Source organism: Sorangium sp. So ce119, assembly GCF_051524405.1.
Classification (GTDB): Bacteria; Myxococcota_A; Polyangia; order Polyangiales; family Polyangiaceae; genus Sorangium; species Sorangium cellulosum_G.
Window position 1 is genome coordinate 4,173,141 of sequence record NZ_CP150310.1, and the last position, 14,309, is coordinate 4,187,449.

Here is a 14,309-nt window from a genome sequence, read left to right on the forward strand (position 1 = left end):
CGCGGCTCGGTCCTCGCCGCGGCGCTTCACGCTGTCAGGGCATCGCGGCCCGCGTGGATCAAGCGTCGGCCTCGGCGAGGCTCGGGATGCGGTTCACGAGGAAGCGCGTCCTCATGTAGCACCACCACGTCACCGCCATGCACGTGAGATAGAAGACGAAGAAATACGAGAGCGCCGTCGTGGCCCCGCCCGTCGCCTTGATCGAGGCGCCGAAGCTGCGCGGGATGAAGAAGCCCCCGAGCGCCCCGATCGCCGAGGTGAGGCCGAGGACCGCGGCGCTCTGGCGGCGCGCCGTGTTGAGCGCCTCGACGCGCGCCGCCTCGCCCCTGCCCTGCGCCGCGCGCAGGTGATCGCGCCGGAAGAGGACCGGGACCATCCGGAAGGTCGAGCCGTTCCCGATACCGGTCGAGATGAACATGACCATGAACAGCGTGACGACCCCGGCGTAGCTCTTCTCGTTCAGGAAGTGGATGATCCCGAGCGACGCGAGGCCCATCACCACGAAGTTACAGAACGTGATGCGCGCCCCGCCGATCTTGTCCGCGAGGTAGCCGCCGAACGGCCGCGCCACCGAGCCGATGAGCGCGCCCAGGAACGTGAGCTCGAGGGTCACAGCCGGGAACTGCATCTTGAGCAGGAGGGGCAGCGCCGCCGAGTAGCCGATGAACGAGCCGAACGTCCCGATGTACAGCCACGCGATGATCCAGGTGTGCTTGTTCCTGGTGGCGGCCATCTGGTCCTTGAAGTTCGACTTCGCGGACGCCAGGTTGTTCATGAAGAAGTAAGCGCCGGCCGCCGAGAGGAGGATGAGGGGAATCCACATCAGCCCGGCGTTCTGCAGGTAGATGCCCGACTCGGTGTGATACCCGCCGATCGCCGTCGCGACCGCGCCGGGCCCGATGAGGATGGGCACGAGGAGCTGCACGTTGCTGACGCCGATGTTGCCGCCGGCCGCGTTGAGCCCGAGCGCCAGGCCCTTCTTCTTGTCCGGGTAGAAGAAGGAGATGTTCGCCATGCTGGAGGCGAAGTTGCCGCCGCCGAGCCCGGCCGTCGCGGCCGCGACCGCCATCAGCCAGAACGGCGTGTCCGGCCTGGTCACGAGCACCGAGAGCGAGATCGTGGGAATGAGCAGCAAGAGCGCGCTGACGATCGTCCAGTTGCGCCCGCCGAACCTCGGGACGGCGAACGTGTACGGGAACCGGATCAGCGCGCCGACGAGGCCCGGGATCGCGACCAGCAGGAAGAGCTGGTCCGTCGTGTAGTTGAAGCCGACCTTGGGGAGCCGGGTGGCCGTCACGCTCCAGAGCAGCCAGACGGAAAAGCCGATGTTCTCGGCGATGATCGACCAGATGAGGTTCCGACGGGCGATCCGTTTCCCTGTCTTCTCCCAGAACGCGTCATCGTCGGGGTTCCACTCGGTGATCAACGTCGACATCTGTCCTCCTCGTCAGATCGGGCGCGGACCGCGATGAATCGTCGGTGATTCAAGCAGCCATGCCAGATCAATGCATGTCCTGCACTGGCCTCCAGGTAGTACAGGCGAGGAGCCAACATCGGAGTTTCTCGTGTGTTTCCGAACCGTTTCGATGCACTTTTCCGGTTCCACGACGACGTCATGAATGGACGCCGGCAGGGCGGAGCGCGCGCGGCGCTGTGGTGTCGTGGCTTTATCGCGCCGTGGCCGAGCGCGTCGAGCCGCCCCGCGTCGGGGCGACGCGCTCGGGCGGCACCTCGGGGTGGCCGAGCTTCTCCGCGCGGCTCGCCGCCCAGAAGCGCTCCGCGTCCGCCGCGCTCCAGGCGGACTCGTCGAGGAGCGGGAGGAGCGCGTCGAACAGCGTGCGCGCGCTCTGGAAGCGGTGGCGGGGGTCCTTCGCGAGGCACCGCAGGACGAGGCGGTCGACCGCGCGCGGGACGGCGGGGCCGCGGCGCACCGACGGCGCGACGGGCGCCTTCGTCATGTGCGCGGCGAAGAGCTGCCCCGACGACGAGCCCTCGAACGGCAGCTCCCCCGTGAGCAGGAAATAGAGCGTGCCCCCGAGCGAGTAGATGTCGCTGCGCGCGTCCGCGCGATCGCCGCGGCACACCTCGGGCGCCATGTACGCGGGCGTGCCGCAGAGCATGCCGCTGTTCGTCAGCTCGGCGTCCCGGCCGCCCTCGACCATCCGCGCGACGCCGAAATCGAGCAGCTTCAGGAAATCGTGGTCGTCCCCCACGCGGGTGACGAACAGGTTCTGCGGCTTGATGTCGCGGTGGATGATCCCGGCCTCGTGCGCCTCGATGAGCGAGCGGCACGCTTGCAAGGCGAAGCGCAGGGCGCGCGCCACGGGCATGGGGCCGTAGCTGCGCACGATCGCCGCGAGATCGGCCCCGCGCAGGTGCTCCATCGCGATGTAGTAAATGCCGTCGTCGCTCGCGCCGAAGTCGAAGATCCGGATCGTGTGCGGATCGCTCAGCTTGCTCGCCGCGTGCGCCTCCTGCTCGAAGCGCCTCAGCACCGCCGCGTCGGGCGCGTCGCGCGTCCGCAGGAGCTTGAGGGCGACGTCGCGCTGGAGCGTCTCGTCCCAGGCGAGCCAGACCTCGCTCATCCCCCCTTTGCCGATCGGCGCCTCGAGCCGGTACCTGCCCAGCTTGCGCGCCTGATAGACCTGCTGCTGCGCGGCCCACACGACGTGGCTCGACAGGGCCCCGATCACCCCGGAGGCCGGCACGAAGATGTAGTGGCTCGCGGCCGTGAGCAGCGTCGTCGGGTCGAGCCACGACGCGAGGATCGACGGCGAGAAGAGCGCGGCGATGCCCATCGTCGCCGGGAACGCGAGGAACATGGGCGCCGAGGCGACGAGCGCCTTGCCGAACGGCGCCGGCACGAGCGCCGTGCGCAGCAGCACGACGATGGAGAGCCCGTGCATGTACGCGCTCGTGAGGCCGCCGAAGTCGAGCGCCATCAGCGAGATGAAGATCGCGGCGGTGAGGAACGCAGCGTCGTACCCGAGGAGCACGACGCGCCCTGAGACCGTCGGGCGCCCCGCGAGCCGGTACACCGTGAACGCGAGCGCCTGCTCCACCACGCGCAGGACGATGCAGCGCCACACCGGCGCCGCGGGGTACAGCACGGTCGCCATGAAGACGTCGACGAGCGTGAACGCCGGCCAGATCCAGAGCGCGACCCGGAAAGCGCGGCGGACGGCGCGGCGGACGCTCTCCGTGTCGTGGGCCGTCAGCACGCTGCGCCGCCCGCCGATCGGGCGGCTCTCGCGCTCTCTGAGCATGCGCGCCGACGCCGAGCGCTCGGCGCGGAGAGCATCTCTGACCAGCGCGCGCTTCATGGCAATCTCGAGGGTCGCCAGAGCCGTGACGAACGTCAAGCGAGCGTTGAGGCCTTTCGCGCCGGCCGGTTTCCTCGGTCACGACGCCGGGCCGCGCCGGCGGCCGGCTCCCACCCCCCAGGCGGGTCTACCGACACGGCCCCTCGCCGCCCCACCTGCCGTGTTCGTACGCCGCGCAACCACCTCCGCGAGATCACGAGTCCTCGCCGCGGCGCGGCGCGGCGCGACGGTCACCCTGGCCAGCGGGCCGGATCCATGCTTGAAAGCTCGCCACCGTGCCCCTCTCGCCCGAAAGCTTCCGCCGGCTGTTCGCAAGCCGCCCCGTCGTCCTCGCGCCGATGGAGGACGTGACGGACGCCGTCTTCCGCCGCGTCTGCCGCGAGCTCGGCGCCGAGCTCTGCGTGACGGAGTTCGTCAACGTCGAGGGCCTGCTGCGCGGGTGCAAGACCGCGCGGCGCAAGCTCGCCCTGGCCGAGGGCGATCAGCCGACGGCGATCCAGATCTACGGCGCCAACCCGGAGCGCCTCGCCGAGGCGGCGCGCGTCGCCGAGCAGGCGGGGCCGGCGTTCCTCGACATCAACTGCGGCTGCTGGGTGCCGAAGATCGCCGGCCGCGGCGCGGGCGCGGGCTGGCTGCGCGATCCCGAGGCGATGGTGGCGATGGCACGCCTCGTGGTGCGCACGGTCGCGCTCCCGGTCACGGTGAAGACGCGCATCGGCTGGGGACCCGAGTCCCACATGCCGATCGTCGACCTCGCGCGCCGCCTCGAGGACGCCGGCGTCGCCGCGCTCACGATCCACTGCCGCACGGCCCAGATGGGGCACAGCGGCGCGGCGGACTGGACCTGGGCCGCCCGCGCGCGCGAGGTCGTGTCCATCCCTGTCGTCGTGAACGGCGATATCAAGACCGCCGACGACGCCGCCCGCGCCCTCGACGCGACGGGCTGCGCCGGCGTGATGGTCGGCCGCGCCGCGATCGACCACCCCTGGATCTTCCGCGAGGCCCGGGCCCTGCTCGACCACGGCGCGCGGCTCCCGGGGCCGACGGCCGAGGAGCGCCTCGCCCTCTGCCGCGCGCACCTCATCGCGAACACCGAGGCGCGCGGCGAGCCGCACGGCGTGCGCGTGACCCGCCGCCACCTGACCGGCTACCTGCGCGGCCTCCCCGGCGCGTCCGCCCTCCGGCGCGAGCTGCTCTTCTGCGACAGCCTGGCGGGGTGCCTCGACATCCTCGACAGCGCCGCGCAGAAGCTCGCGGCCTGACGCCGCCTACATCCCCACGGGCGTCGCGTCGTCGACCGGGGCGGGCTCGCCGTTCTGCCGCTCGGCGCCCGGCGGCGCGCCCATGGGATCGTGCGGCAGGCTCCCGCGGTGGGAGCGGAGCAGCACGTGGGGCGACGCCAGGAGGAAGTTGGACACGCGGGACGTGTAGATGTCCGCCGAGCGCTCGATCTGCCGTGCCAGGTGGCTCTTGTCGTTGCCCGTGCGCAGGAGCAGCCCCCAGCGCGGGTTCAGCGTCTCGGCCGACGCCTTCGCCAGCGGGGCGATCCGCGCGTCGAGCGCCGCGAGGCTCGCCTTGAGCTCGTTCATCTTCGCCTGGACCTCGACCTCCGTCGCCCCGACCACCGGCCCGTAGCCGGCGCGCATCCGCTGGAGTTCGAGGCGCAGCCGGGCGTAGACGCGCTCCATGTCCTCCTTCTCGCGCATCCAGAGATCCAGGCGCGCCTCGGCCCCGCGCGCCTCCTCGATCGCGAGGATCTCGTCCTCGAGCTCCCGGATGATCAGCGCCGTGCGCCACCGCAGCACGCTTTTCGACACGTGCACATCTCCATAGATGTGATCGCCGATATAAAGGATCTCGTCGCCGGACAGCCGCAGGTGGTGCTCGACGAGCCCCGCGTTGCCGCCGAGGTAGTGTCCGCCCTCGCGCAGCCTGCCGGCCGGGCGCAGCAGGCCGTCCTCCGTGACCACCTCGAAGAGCGGGCTGCGGCTCGAGAAGAACTCCGGCTTCCGCGCCGAGACGATCACCACGTCGAACAGGTCGCGCCACGTCATGCCGTCCGGCAGGAAGCGATCGAACGCGTAGCTCATCATCGCGCGCGTGTAGACCCACTCCGAGTTCGTGATGAGGACGAGCTTCTTGCCCGCCTCCTTCTGGTCGAGCAGCGTGAGCGGGGTCTCCGGATCGAGCAGCACGAACCGGTCCGGATCCGCGATGATCTCGGCCTTGAGCTGCCCCTCCATGTGCGTCGCGTCGAGCCGGTCCTTCACGCGGCCATAGAGGTCGCTGTACCCGAGCACCTCGGGCAGGCGGCGCTGGTCGAGCAGGTCGACGAGCTTCGCGTACATGCACCCTTCCGACAGCGAGAACAGCGTGTTCAGGAACACGTAGCGCCCGTCCGAGAGGTCGACGATCGTCCGCGCGTAGGTCGCGCGCTGGGTCTCGAAGTCGATCGGCTTCGTGCCGTGATAGGCCCGCTTCACGTAGCCAAACCGGTTCACCTTGAGCAGGTTGCCGAGCTCGGTGTCCAGGATGAGCCCCCGTATCACCAGATCCGGCTCGAACGTCAGTTCGCCGACCGGCCAGCCCTCGCTCTCCAGGAGATGCCGGAGGTGCTCGTAGGCCCGGCGCTCCCACGCCTCCACCCGGTAGTGGATCAGCGTGTAATCCATGTCGTACCCGATCGCCTTGATCGAGCGGAGATTCAGCGTCCGGTTACAGAAGATCCCCCGCTGCTTGGGCGGCGGAACGGAGAGGCAATCCAGCTTGTCCATGGTGATGCGCCCGGAGAGCGGTCGTGAGGCATACCAGGGACCCACGGCGTTGCCCACCGAGACCATCGCCGTCACCGGCCCGTCTCCGGATCGCCAGCAAGCGAGTGTCGGGCGGGTGAGCGCGAGTGCTCGTCGATGTCCCCGATCGCCCGGCAGGGAGCGCCCGTCGCGCTCGCGTCGCTGTCAGCGGCGCCTGAGGCGGCTCGTCGAGCCCTGCCGGCGATCGGCGCTCGCGGCGGATCGCGACGTCCTCGCCGCCGACGGCGCGCGCCGCGCGTCGCTGCGGTCGTCCGCCTCCCATCCGTCCTCGTCGTCGTCCTCGTCGTCCTCGTCATCGAAGAGGTCGTCGTCGTCGTCCTCGTCGTCCTCGTCGCGCGCCTCGGCCCTGCGCACCTCGAGCCCGAGCATCGTGAGCGCCTGCTCCAGCGTCAGCGCCGTCCTCACCGCCTCGAGCTCGACCCCCATGGCCTGGAGCGTCATCGCGATCTCGGGGCTCAGCCCGGACAGGATCGTCGGCGTGCCCATGAGCCGCGCGGCGGAGGCGAGGTTCGAGAGCACGGCGCACAGGTGGCTGTCCATGATCCAGACGGCCGTGAGATCGATGACCAGCCCCTTCGCCCCGCTCTCGTGGATCGCCCGCAGGACCTCGGTGTTGAGCTGCTCCGCGAGGTCGTCGGTCACGTCCCCCTGGATGGGCACCAGGATCCGGTCCCACAGGTTGATGATCGGAAGGCGCTTGAGCTCCATGGTCATCCTAAGGTTCGATGTCGGCGATCAAGACCGTTGAATCGTCGTGCGAGCGCCGGTGTCGGTTCATGAGGGTGCGGCAGACCTCCGCGGCCTTCATTCCACGAAACAGCGAGAGATCGAAGCGGGGCGAGACGCCATCGGAGACGAGGGCGAGCCGGTCGCCCGGCGCGAGCTGCGCGTCGAAGATCCGGACCTTTCCGAGCGACCCGCCGAGGATGCCCGGGCTCTGGAGCCACTGCACGCGCGTGCCGTGGGACAGGAGCTCGACGTTGCCGACACCGCAGCCCTGGAGCCGCCCGTCCCGGAAGCGGCAGATCATCCCGGCGGCGCCGCGGGTGCCGCGGAGCCGGGTGTGGAGTCGGTCGATGACGGCGCGGACGTCGTCGCCCTGCGGCGACTCGGCGAGCGCCTCGAGCGCGACGCGCGCCGCGGCCGCCGCGTGCTCGCCGTGGCCCAGGGCGTCGATCACCGCGAAGAGACACCCGTCCTCCCCGGCCCGTACGAAGGCGGCGTCGCCGCTGACCCGCTCTCCGTCCTTCGGCACGATGGCGTACTCCACGGCGACCTTCACAGGTGGACCTCGATTTCCACCCGCGTGCCCTTGGGTCCCGAGTCGATCTGGAAGCGATCGGCCAGCCGCTTGACGCCGATGAGGCCGCGGCCCATCCCGGTCTTGCTCTTGTAGCGCCCGGCGAGGATCTCCTGCAGGTTCTGGATGCCGCTGCCCTCGTCCACAGCGACGATGACGAAGCGGACCGGGCTGTCGCGCTGGACGGCGATCTCGATCGTCCCGCCAGGGGTATAGTGGACGATGTTCCGGGCGAGCTCGCTCACGATGGTGGCGACCTTGTGCGAGGTGAAGCTCTTTGCGCCGGCGGCGTCGCAAACCGCCTTGGCGTTGAGGCGCGCCTCGCTGATGTCGGCCTCCACGTGGATGGCCATGATCTTCGAGCGCCGCGACGGCCGATCGCCGCCCATCGCCGCGATCTCCGACTTGAGCCGCCCGAGCCGACCCGGATCGACATAGAGGCGGGCCCGGCGCTCGATGCTCGGAATGATGTCGGGGAGATCCTCGAGCGAGAACTTCTCCGGCTGGATCTCCGCCTCGCGCATGGCCCGGAGCAGGACTCCCTCTGCATTCATCGCCGAGAGATAGCCGAGCAGGACGTTCAGAATCTGTTCGTGCGCGGGAGTCATCCGGGAAGAGCCTGGAAGGGCAGGTTACCGGGGCCCCGCCCCCGCGTCGAGTACGCGGCGACGGCGACGCCGGGCACGGCAGCCGACCCGCTGGACATGCCTGTGTCCGCTCGGGTGCGGGTCGCGCGACCCGCTCGCCGCCTGCGGCACGCGCCCCGGCGCCGGATCATCGCCCCAAAACGACGCCTGCGCGCCTGCGCTCCGGGACCGTTGGTCGTCAGCTTCAGCCTCTCGTGCCCGGCCCGCCGCCGGCGTTCTGGTCACCGCGCCGCGACGGCGTGCTCGCCGCGCTCGCCCAGTTCGCCCCGAGCTTCGCCCCGGACGCTGCCCCGGCCCGGCGCGCTTCCGACGCTGCGCGCTTCGGTCGTTCCAGCGTCGGACACGGGCCGTCCGGCCGCAGCCTCCGTCGGACGCAGCACCAGGCAACGCTCATGCCCGGATGGCGGGCACGTCGCTGTCGCTCAGGTCGGGTAGTACGAGGCCTGACCCTGGCGCAGCTCCTCGGTGATCTTGTTCTCCTCGAGGAGCTTCTTGATCGGCTCCTGGAGATCCGCTGCGGGGGTGCCCATCGCCAGCGCAAGGTCGTCGATCCCCTGCCCCGGCTCGATCTCCACATGGGCGAGCAGCGCCTCGGCGATCTCGTTCTCGGGGATCCCGGACGGCGCGTTCTCCGGGCTGGTCGGGTTCACCGGGCCAGTTTGCTCGGCCCCCTTCTCGCCGGCCGGTACGGCGGGCGTCCGGGTGCTCGCGGCGCCCGCGGCGCCCGCGGCGCGACGCCCCTTCGCCGGCGCGACCGCCGGGCGGGCGGCGCCTTTCGCCTTCCGCGCCGGGGCCGCCTTCTTGCGCGAGGGGGCTGCGGCTGCGCGCGCCGGGGCCTTGCGCGACGGCGCGCTGCGGGCCGGCGCTGCCGGGCGGACCTTCGCCGGCGCCGGCGCGGGCGCGCGCTCGGCCTTGCGGCCCGGCTTGGGGGGAGTCGCGGCGGGCCCGGTCGATATCCCTGCGGCCTTGATGTCGACTTCCAGGTACTGCGCAGCGTTCTGGATGACGGCCTTGCGGGCCAGCGCTCTCATGCCCTCCAGGAACGCGGCCACCAAAGCGCGAATCTCATTCTCGATCTCGACATCGGATATCACGCAGCCGCCGTCTCATGAATCCCCCGGAATGTCAACGTCTTCGACGCGCAGAGGCGCGCATTGCCCGGAGAAACCCGGACATTTCACGCGCCGGTCGACGCCCGCGACCCCCGCGCGCGAGGCCTCGCGGAGCGACGCGCGTCCGGTGTGAAATTGCCGCTCTACCAAATGAAATGCTGGCAAGATCTGAAACTCATCGACAAATCATCTCGGGACGCCCGCGCGGCGGGTGCGTCTGGCGTCCGCGCGCCTGGCAGAGGTTGACTTGCCGCTGGTACCGGCCGTCCCGGGGGGCCCTGTGGTCCTCAAGCCGCCTTGACCGCGCGGAGCGGCGCGCGGCGCAGCGGCCGGAGCGGCGCCGCCGCGAACGCCGCGCCGAGGGCGAGCCCACGGAGCGTCAGCCGCATCCGGAGGGCGTCGAGGTAGCCCTCGCGGTGCAGGGCGGTGATCGCCCGGCGGACGTCGGTCCGCCGCACCTGGAGCGCGGTGGTCAATGTTTCGAGGGTCACCGTCTGGCCCTCGCTCTGGAGGGCAGCGAGCGTCCGGAGAAGATGCGGAACGATGTCCTTGTTCGTCATGGCACCGACCTTAGTTCAGTAGCTGAACTACCGTACAGTTTGTGGCGATGATTTTTTCGGACCGCCGCCAGGGCGCCCGGGGCGCACCGAAAGCGGACGTCGTCTGTGGTACGTCCCGCTCGTGCGCGACGACGCCTCGCCTCCTCAAGCCGTGATCCTCGCCGGCGGGCTCGGCACCCGGATGCGCCCGCGGACGGAGCGCACGCCGAAGTTCCTCCTTCCCGTGGCCGGCAGGCCGTTCGGGGCGTGGCTCCTCGAGCGGCTCGCCGCCGCCGGGTTCAGCGAGGTGGTCCTCTGTGTGGGTCACCTCGGCGATGCCGTCCGGGCAGCCATGGGCGACCGGTTCGCGGGGCTGCCGCTCCGTTATACCGATGACGGCCCCGCGCTCCTCGGCACGGCCGGCGCGCTGCGCCGCGCGCTGCCCCACCTGGCCCCTGTGTTCCTCATGACCTACGGCGACTCCTACCTCCCCTTCGACTACCTGGCGCCGCTCAGGGACCTCTGCGCGCACCCCGACGCGCTCGGCACGATGGCCGTGTACCGGAACGAGGGCCGGCTCGACGCGTCGAACACCGCTGTCTCCGGCGATCTCGTGGTGCGTTACGAGAAGCGGCGACCGGGCGCCCCGCCCGACCCCGCCCTCGACCACATCGACTACGGCGCCACCGCGCTCCGCCGCGAGGTCATCGAGGCGCTGCCGGCGGGCGCGCCGCTCGGCTTCGATGCGGTGCAGCGCGACCTCGCCGCGCGCGGCCGGCTGCGAGCGTTCGCCGCCGCGGAGCGCTTCTACGAGATCGGCTCCGACCAGGGCCTGCGCGACCTCGAGGCCGTCCTCGGGGGCGCCAGGGAGGAGCGGCGATGATCGTCTCTCGCGCCCCGGTCCGCTTCTCGCTCGGCGGCGGCGGGACCGATCTGCCTGCCTACTCCGACCGCTTCGGCGGCTACCTCGTGTCGGCCGCCATCGACAAGTACATCTACGTCACCGCCAACAAGCGCTTCCACCGCGACATCCGCCTCGCCTACTCCAAGACCGAGATCGTCCCCTCGGTCGACCGGATCGAGCACCCCATCTTCCGGGAGGCGCTCCGGATGACGGGAATCGAGCACTCGATCGAGCTCACGAGCGTCGCGGATCTGCCCGCGAACTCGGGCCTGGGCTCGTCGAGCTCGTTCACGGTCGCGCTCCTCAACGCCCTCCACACGTACAGGCGCGACTTCGTCTCGTCCGAGCAGCTCGCCCGCGAGGCGTGCGCCATCGAGATCGAGCGCCTCGGCGAGCCGATCGGCAAGCAGGATCAGTACATCGCCGCCTACGGCAACCTCACCGCGTTCACCTTCTCGCCGGACGGCTCGGTCCACGTCGAGCCCGTCCCCGTCCGCGACGAGGTGCTGGACGAGCTCGAGAGCAACCTGCTCATCGTGTGGAGCGGCATCGAGCGGCCGGCCAGGGTCGTGCTCTCGGAGCAGGGGCGGCGGCTGCACGCCCTCGAGCCCGACGTGGTCGAGCGGATGCACCGCATCAAGGAGATCGGCCGCGACGTGCACCGCCTCCTCGTCACGGGCCGGCTCGACGACTACGGCGAGCTCCTGCACGCCCACTGGACGCAGAAGCGTAAGCTCGCCTCCAAGATGACCGACGATGTCCTCGACGAGATCTACGAGCTCGCGCGGGGCGCTGGCGCGCTCGGCGGCAAGCTGATGGGCGCCGGGGGCGGCGGCTTCTTCATGTTCTACGTGCGCCCGACGGAGAAGCGCCGGGTGCTGGAGGCGCTCGCCGCGCGGGGCCTGCGCGTGCTGCGGTTCCGCTTCGATCTCGACGGCGCGCGCATCGTCGCGAACCTGCACCGGTCGTGAGCGGGCGCGGCGGTGCGCGGCGCGCTGGGCATTTTTGCGGGACTCTGGCTATAGATCGACCATGCCGCAGAGCACGAACGACTTCGTGGAAAAGTACCTTCGCGAGACGGCCGAGATCGCCCTCGCGACGAGCCCCGAGGACATGGCTCGGGTCATCGAGATCCTCTTCGAGGCGTACCGGAACGATCGCACCATCTACACGTGCGGCAACGGCGGCTCGGCCGCCAACGCGAGCCACCTCGCGTGCGATATCGCCAAGTTCACGTGGGTCGAGGGCAAGCGGCGCTTCAAGTGCACCTCGCTCTGCGACAACGCCGCGCTCCTCAGCGCCCTCACCAACGACGTCGGCTTCAACCGCATCTTCCTCGAGCAGCTCGACGGCCGCCTCGTCGCGGGCGACGTCCTCGTGTGCCTGAGCGTTCACGGCGGCTCGGGCGCCGACCGCGCCGGCCCCTGGTCGCAGAACCTCGTGGCCGCCGCGGATTTCGCGAAGCGGTCCGGCGCCAAGGTGGTCGCGCTCGTCGGCTACGACGGCGGCGCCCTGCGCCAGATGGCCGACGCCAGCGTTGTCGTGCCGAGGACGCGGGCCGGCTACACGTCGACGCCGCACGTGGAGGGCTTCCACGAGGTCTACCACCACCTGATCTGCGAGCGGCTCCTCCAGCTCGTGGCCGAGAGCTGAGCGCCGCGTGGCGAGGCGCGGGATCGTGCTCGACCGCGACGGCACCCTCATCGACGTGGTGCGCGATCCCGAGCTCGGCGTGGTCGTGACGGCGTTCCACCCGGACCAGATCCGCGTCCTGCCCGGCGTGATCGAGGGCCTGCGGCGCCTGTCGGACGCGGGGTTCCTGCTCGCGATCGCGACCAACCAGCCGGGCGCGGCGAAGGGGCAGGTCCCCTGGACGGCGATCGAGCGCACGAACCGCGCGCTCGTCGACGGCCTGCGCGAGGCGGGCGTCGCGATCGCGGCGCTCGCGGCGTGCCCGCATCACCCCGAGGGCGGCCCGGGCGGCGATCCCGCGCTGATCGGCCCCTGCGCGTGCAGGAAGCCGGAGCCCGGCATGCTCACGTCGATCGCGCGCGATCTCGATCTCGACGTCGCGGCGAGCTGGATGATCGGCGACGCGCCGAGCGACGTGGCGGCCGCGCGCGCCGCGGGCATGCGGGCGGGGCTGCTCCTCGATCGACGCCGCTGCGAGCTGTGCCCGCTCCGTGGCGAGGCCGAGCTCCCCTGCCCCGATCGCGCCGCGCCGCGCCTCGACCTCCTGGCCGCGGAGATCCTCGCCGCGCCGATCGGCTAGCTACTTCGGCGCGAGCGGGCCCACGAGCTCGGCGACGCGCCTCGACAGCGGCGGCTGGTTGTCGCTGCGCTTCGAGAGCGGAGCGCCCTCGGGCGAGAGGCGCAGGCACGGCTCCGCGACGAACATCGCGAACGAGACGTACTCGTACAGCCACTGCGAGAGCGTCGCCTCCGCCGGCTCGGGCCCGGCGATGAGCGCCGCGTTCTCGACGAGCCGCACGGGATCGAACGTCCCGTCCGCGGCGGGCCCCGCCCCGCGGAAGAGCGCGTCGTAGATCCCTGCGCCCGCGACGAACGCGGCGAGCTGCCACCGCACCTCGTCGCCCCGCTGGGCCGCGTCGACGGCGGCGTGGATCGACGCGATCGCCTCGTTGAAGAGCGCGATGCTGGCCGCGGCGCCCGTCGGCCCGGGCGCGCGCACCGCGATCCGGCCGGACTGCGCGAGCTGGAAGAGCGCCCGCGTCGCCTCGAACTCCCCCTGCCCGAGCGCGCGCGCCACGTCCGCGACCGAGCGCTGGCCGTCGACCGCGTCGTACACAGCGCGGAGCTCTGGCGGCGGCGCGCCGCGATCCGGTACGCGCGCGGGCACGTGCTGGTCCGACGGGATCCGCTCGCGGAAGTAGCGCATCTCGTCCATGCGGCGCACCGCCTCCAGGAGCAGCGCGTGCACGGGGAGGTTCTGGCGGCTCGCGAGCTGCTCCTCGTCGAAGCCGGCGAGGAAGTAGAACATCCCCTCGCCCGCGAGGAGCACCCGGTAGGCGATCTCCTCCGCCTGGGCGCTGAGGAGCTGGTACAGCCGCTCCCGCGACACGAAGCCGAGCTTCACCGCCACCTCGCCGAAGCGCGCGTCCGGCGCCGCGGCGGCGAGCGTCGCGTCGACCTGCTCCCGGGAGAGCGCGCCGTAGCGGTAGAGCACCTCGCCGATGCGGTCGCCCTCGACGCTGGAGCGCGCGGCGACCGCGTTGCCGGGCTCGAAGAACAGCGACCGGCTCGCCGCGCCGTCGATCACGACGAGCTCGCCGCGCCACCCCGCCTGCCCGATGAGGGACACGACGTCGCACAGCGCGCCCGGCCCCGTGATCTGCCCGGCGAGCCGGAGGGCCGCGCCGGCCGCCGCGTCGGGCGGCGCCTCATCGCGCGGCGCCTCGTCGCCCACGTGGCGCATCACGACGAGGTGGTCCGGCGACGGCAGGAGCTGGAACACCCCCTGCCGCGCGCGCAGGCGCTTGCTCGCGTCCAGGTCGACGGGGTGAACCGTGCCGGTCGCGTCGACGCGCACGAGAGAATGGTGCTCTTCCGTCATCGTCGCGATTTCTAACCCAGCGCACCGAGGGCGGCCACGGTGGGCCGCTGGCGCGCCACGTCATCGGGCTGACGCGCGCGGCGTGCTACCGTCCCGC

14 protein-coding genes are annotated in these 14,309 nt (G+C 71.4%); 5 read left to right on the forward strand and 9 right to left on the reverse strand.

All coding sequences use genetic code 11. From position 1 onward, the window contains the following. Positions 1-58 precede the first annotated feature (58 nt). On the reverse strand, positions 59-1,435 hold the full coding sequence (locus tag WME76_RS15630; RefSeq protein WP_437960910.1) for an MFS transporter: 1,377 nt from the start codon (positions 1,433-1,435) through the stop codon (positions 59-61). A gap of 232 nt (positions 1,436-1,667) precedes the next feature. Continuing rightward, positions 1,668-3,323: a serine/threonine-protein kinase gene (locus tag WME76_RS15635; RefSeq protein WP_437960911.1), complete on the reverse strand. Its 1,656-nt coding sequence runs from the start codon at positions 3,321-3,323 to the stop codon at positions 1,668-1,670. A gap of 275 nt (positions 3,324-3,598) precedes the next feature. Between WME76_RS15635 and dusB the strand changes: the two genes are divergently transcribed. Next, positions 3,599-4,585: a tRNA dihydrouridine synthase DusB gene (gene dusB, locus WME76_RS15640; protein WP_437291562.1), complete on the forward strand. Its 987-nt coding sequence runs from the start codon at positions 3,599-3,601 to the stop codon at positions 4,583-4,585. 6 nt (positions 4,586-4,591) lie between these two features. Here dusB and WME76_RS15645 read toward each other — a convergent pair whose 3' ends face one another. The 6 genes from WME76_RS15645 to WME76_RS15670 form a co-directional block, all read right to left on the reverse strand. Continuing rightward, a complete protein-coding gene (locus WME76_RS15645; RefSeq protein ID WP_437962117.1) occupies positions 4,592-6,097 on the reverse strand; it encodes an HAD-IG family 5'-nucleotidase in 1,506 nt (501 codons plus the stop codon). Between the two features lie 183 nt (positions 6,098-6,280). Beyond that, positions 6,281-6,844: an STAS domain-containing protein gene (locus tag WME76_RS15650; RefSeq protein WP_437960912.1), complete on the reverse strand. Its 564-nt coding sequence runs from the start codon at positions 6,842-6,844 to the stop codon at positions 6,281-6,283. A 7-nt stretch (positions 6,845-6,851) separates the two neighbouring features. Beyond that, complete coding sequence (locus WME76_RS15655; RefSeq protein ID WP_437960913.1) at positions 6,852-7,418, reverse strand: SpoIIE family protein phosphatase; 567 nt, start codon at positions 7,416-7,418, stop codon at positions 6,852-6,854. After that, on the reverse strand, positions 7,415-8,044 hold the full coding sequence (locus WME76_RS15660; protein ID WP_061619595.1) for an ATP-binding protein: 630 nt from the start codon (positions 8,042-8,044) through the stop codon (positions 7,415-7,417). Before WME76_RS15660 ends, WME76_RS15655 begins: the two co-directional genes overlap by 4 nt. Before the next feature lie 461 nt (positions 8,045-8,505). After that, positions 8,506-9,177: a hypothetical protein gene (locus WME76_RS15665; protein WP_437960914.1), complete on the reverse strand. Its 672-nt coding sequence runs from the start codon at positions 9,175-9,177 to the stop codon at positions 8,506-8,508. A 305-nt stretch (positions 9,178-9,482) separates the two neighbouring features. Beyond that, complete coding sequence (locus WME76_RS15670) at positions 9,483-9,755, reverse strand: hypothetical protein (RefSeq protein ID WP_437960915.1); 273 nt, start codon at positions 9,753-9,755, stop codon at positions 9,483-9,485. 121 nt (positions 9,756-9,876) lie between these two features. On the opposite strand from WME76_RS15670, the gene WME76_RS15675 reads away from it, so the two are divergent. The 4 genes from WME76_RS15675 (at position 9,877) to WME76_RS15690 (ending at position 12,910) form a co-directional block, all read left to right on the forward strand. After that, the gene (locus WME76_RS15675) at positions 9,877-10,617 is read left to right on the forward strand and encodes a nucleotidyltransferase family protein (RefSeq protein ID WP_437960916.1); all 741 of its coding nucleotides are present in this window, start codon (positions 9,877-9,879) and stop codon (positions 10,615-10,617) included. After that, positions 10,614-11,609: a GHMP family kinase ATP-binding protein gene (locus WME76_RS15680; protein WP_437960917.1), complete on the forward strand. Its 996-nt coding sequence runs from the start codon at positions 10,614-10,616 to the stop codon at positions 11,607-11,609. The genes WME76_RS15675 and WME76_RS15680 overlap by 4 nt, the downstream gene beginning before the upstream one ends. Positions 11,610-11,670: 61 nt before the next feature. Next, positions 11,671-12,291, forward strand: coding sequence for a D-sedoheptulose-7-phosphate isomerase (locus WME76_RS15685; RefSeq protein ID WP_433936968.1), 621 nt, complete (start codon positions 11,671-11,673; stop codon positions 12,289-12,291). Between the two features lie 25 nt (positions 12,292-12,316). Continuing rightward, positions 12,317-12,910 carry an HAD-IIIA family hydrolase gene (locus tag WME76_RS15690; RefSeq protein ID WP_437960918.1) on the forward strand — a complete coding sequence of 198 codons (594 nt, stop codon included), beginning with the start codon at positions 12,317-12,319 and terminating at the stop codon, positions 12,908-12,910. Here the strand turns inward: WME76_RS15690 and WME76_RS15695 are convergent, their stop codons facing one another. Further along, entirely contained in the window at positions 12,911-14,212 is a 1,302-nt protein-coding gene (locus WME76_RS15695; protein WP_437960919.1) for a DUF4388 domain-containing protein, read from the reverse strand. Positions 14,213-14,309 lie beyond the last annotated feature (97 nt).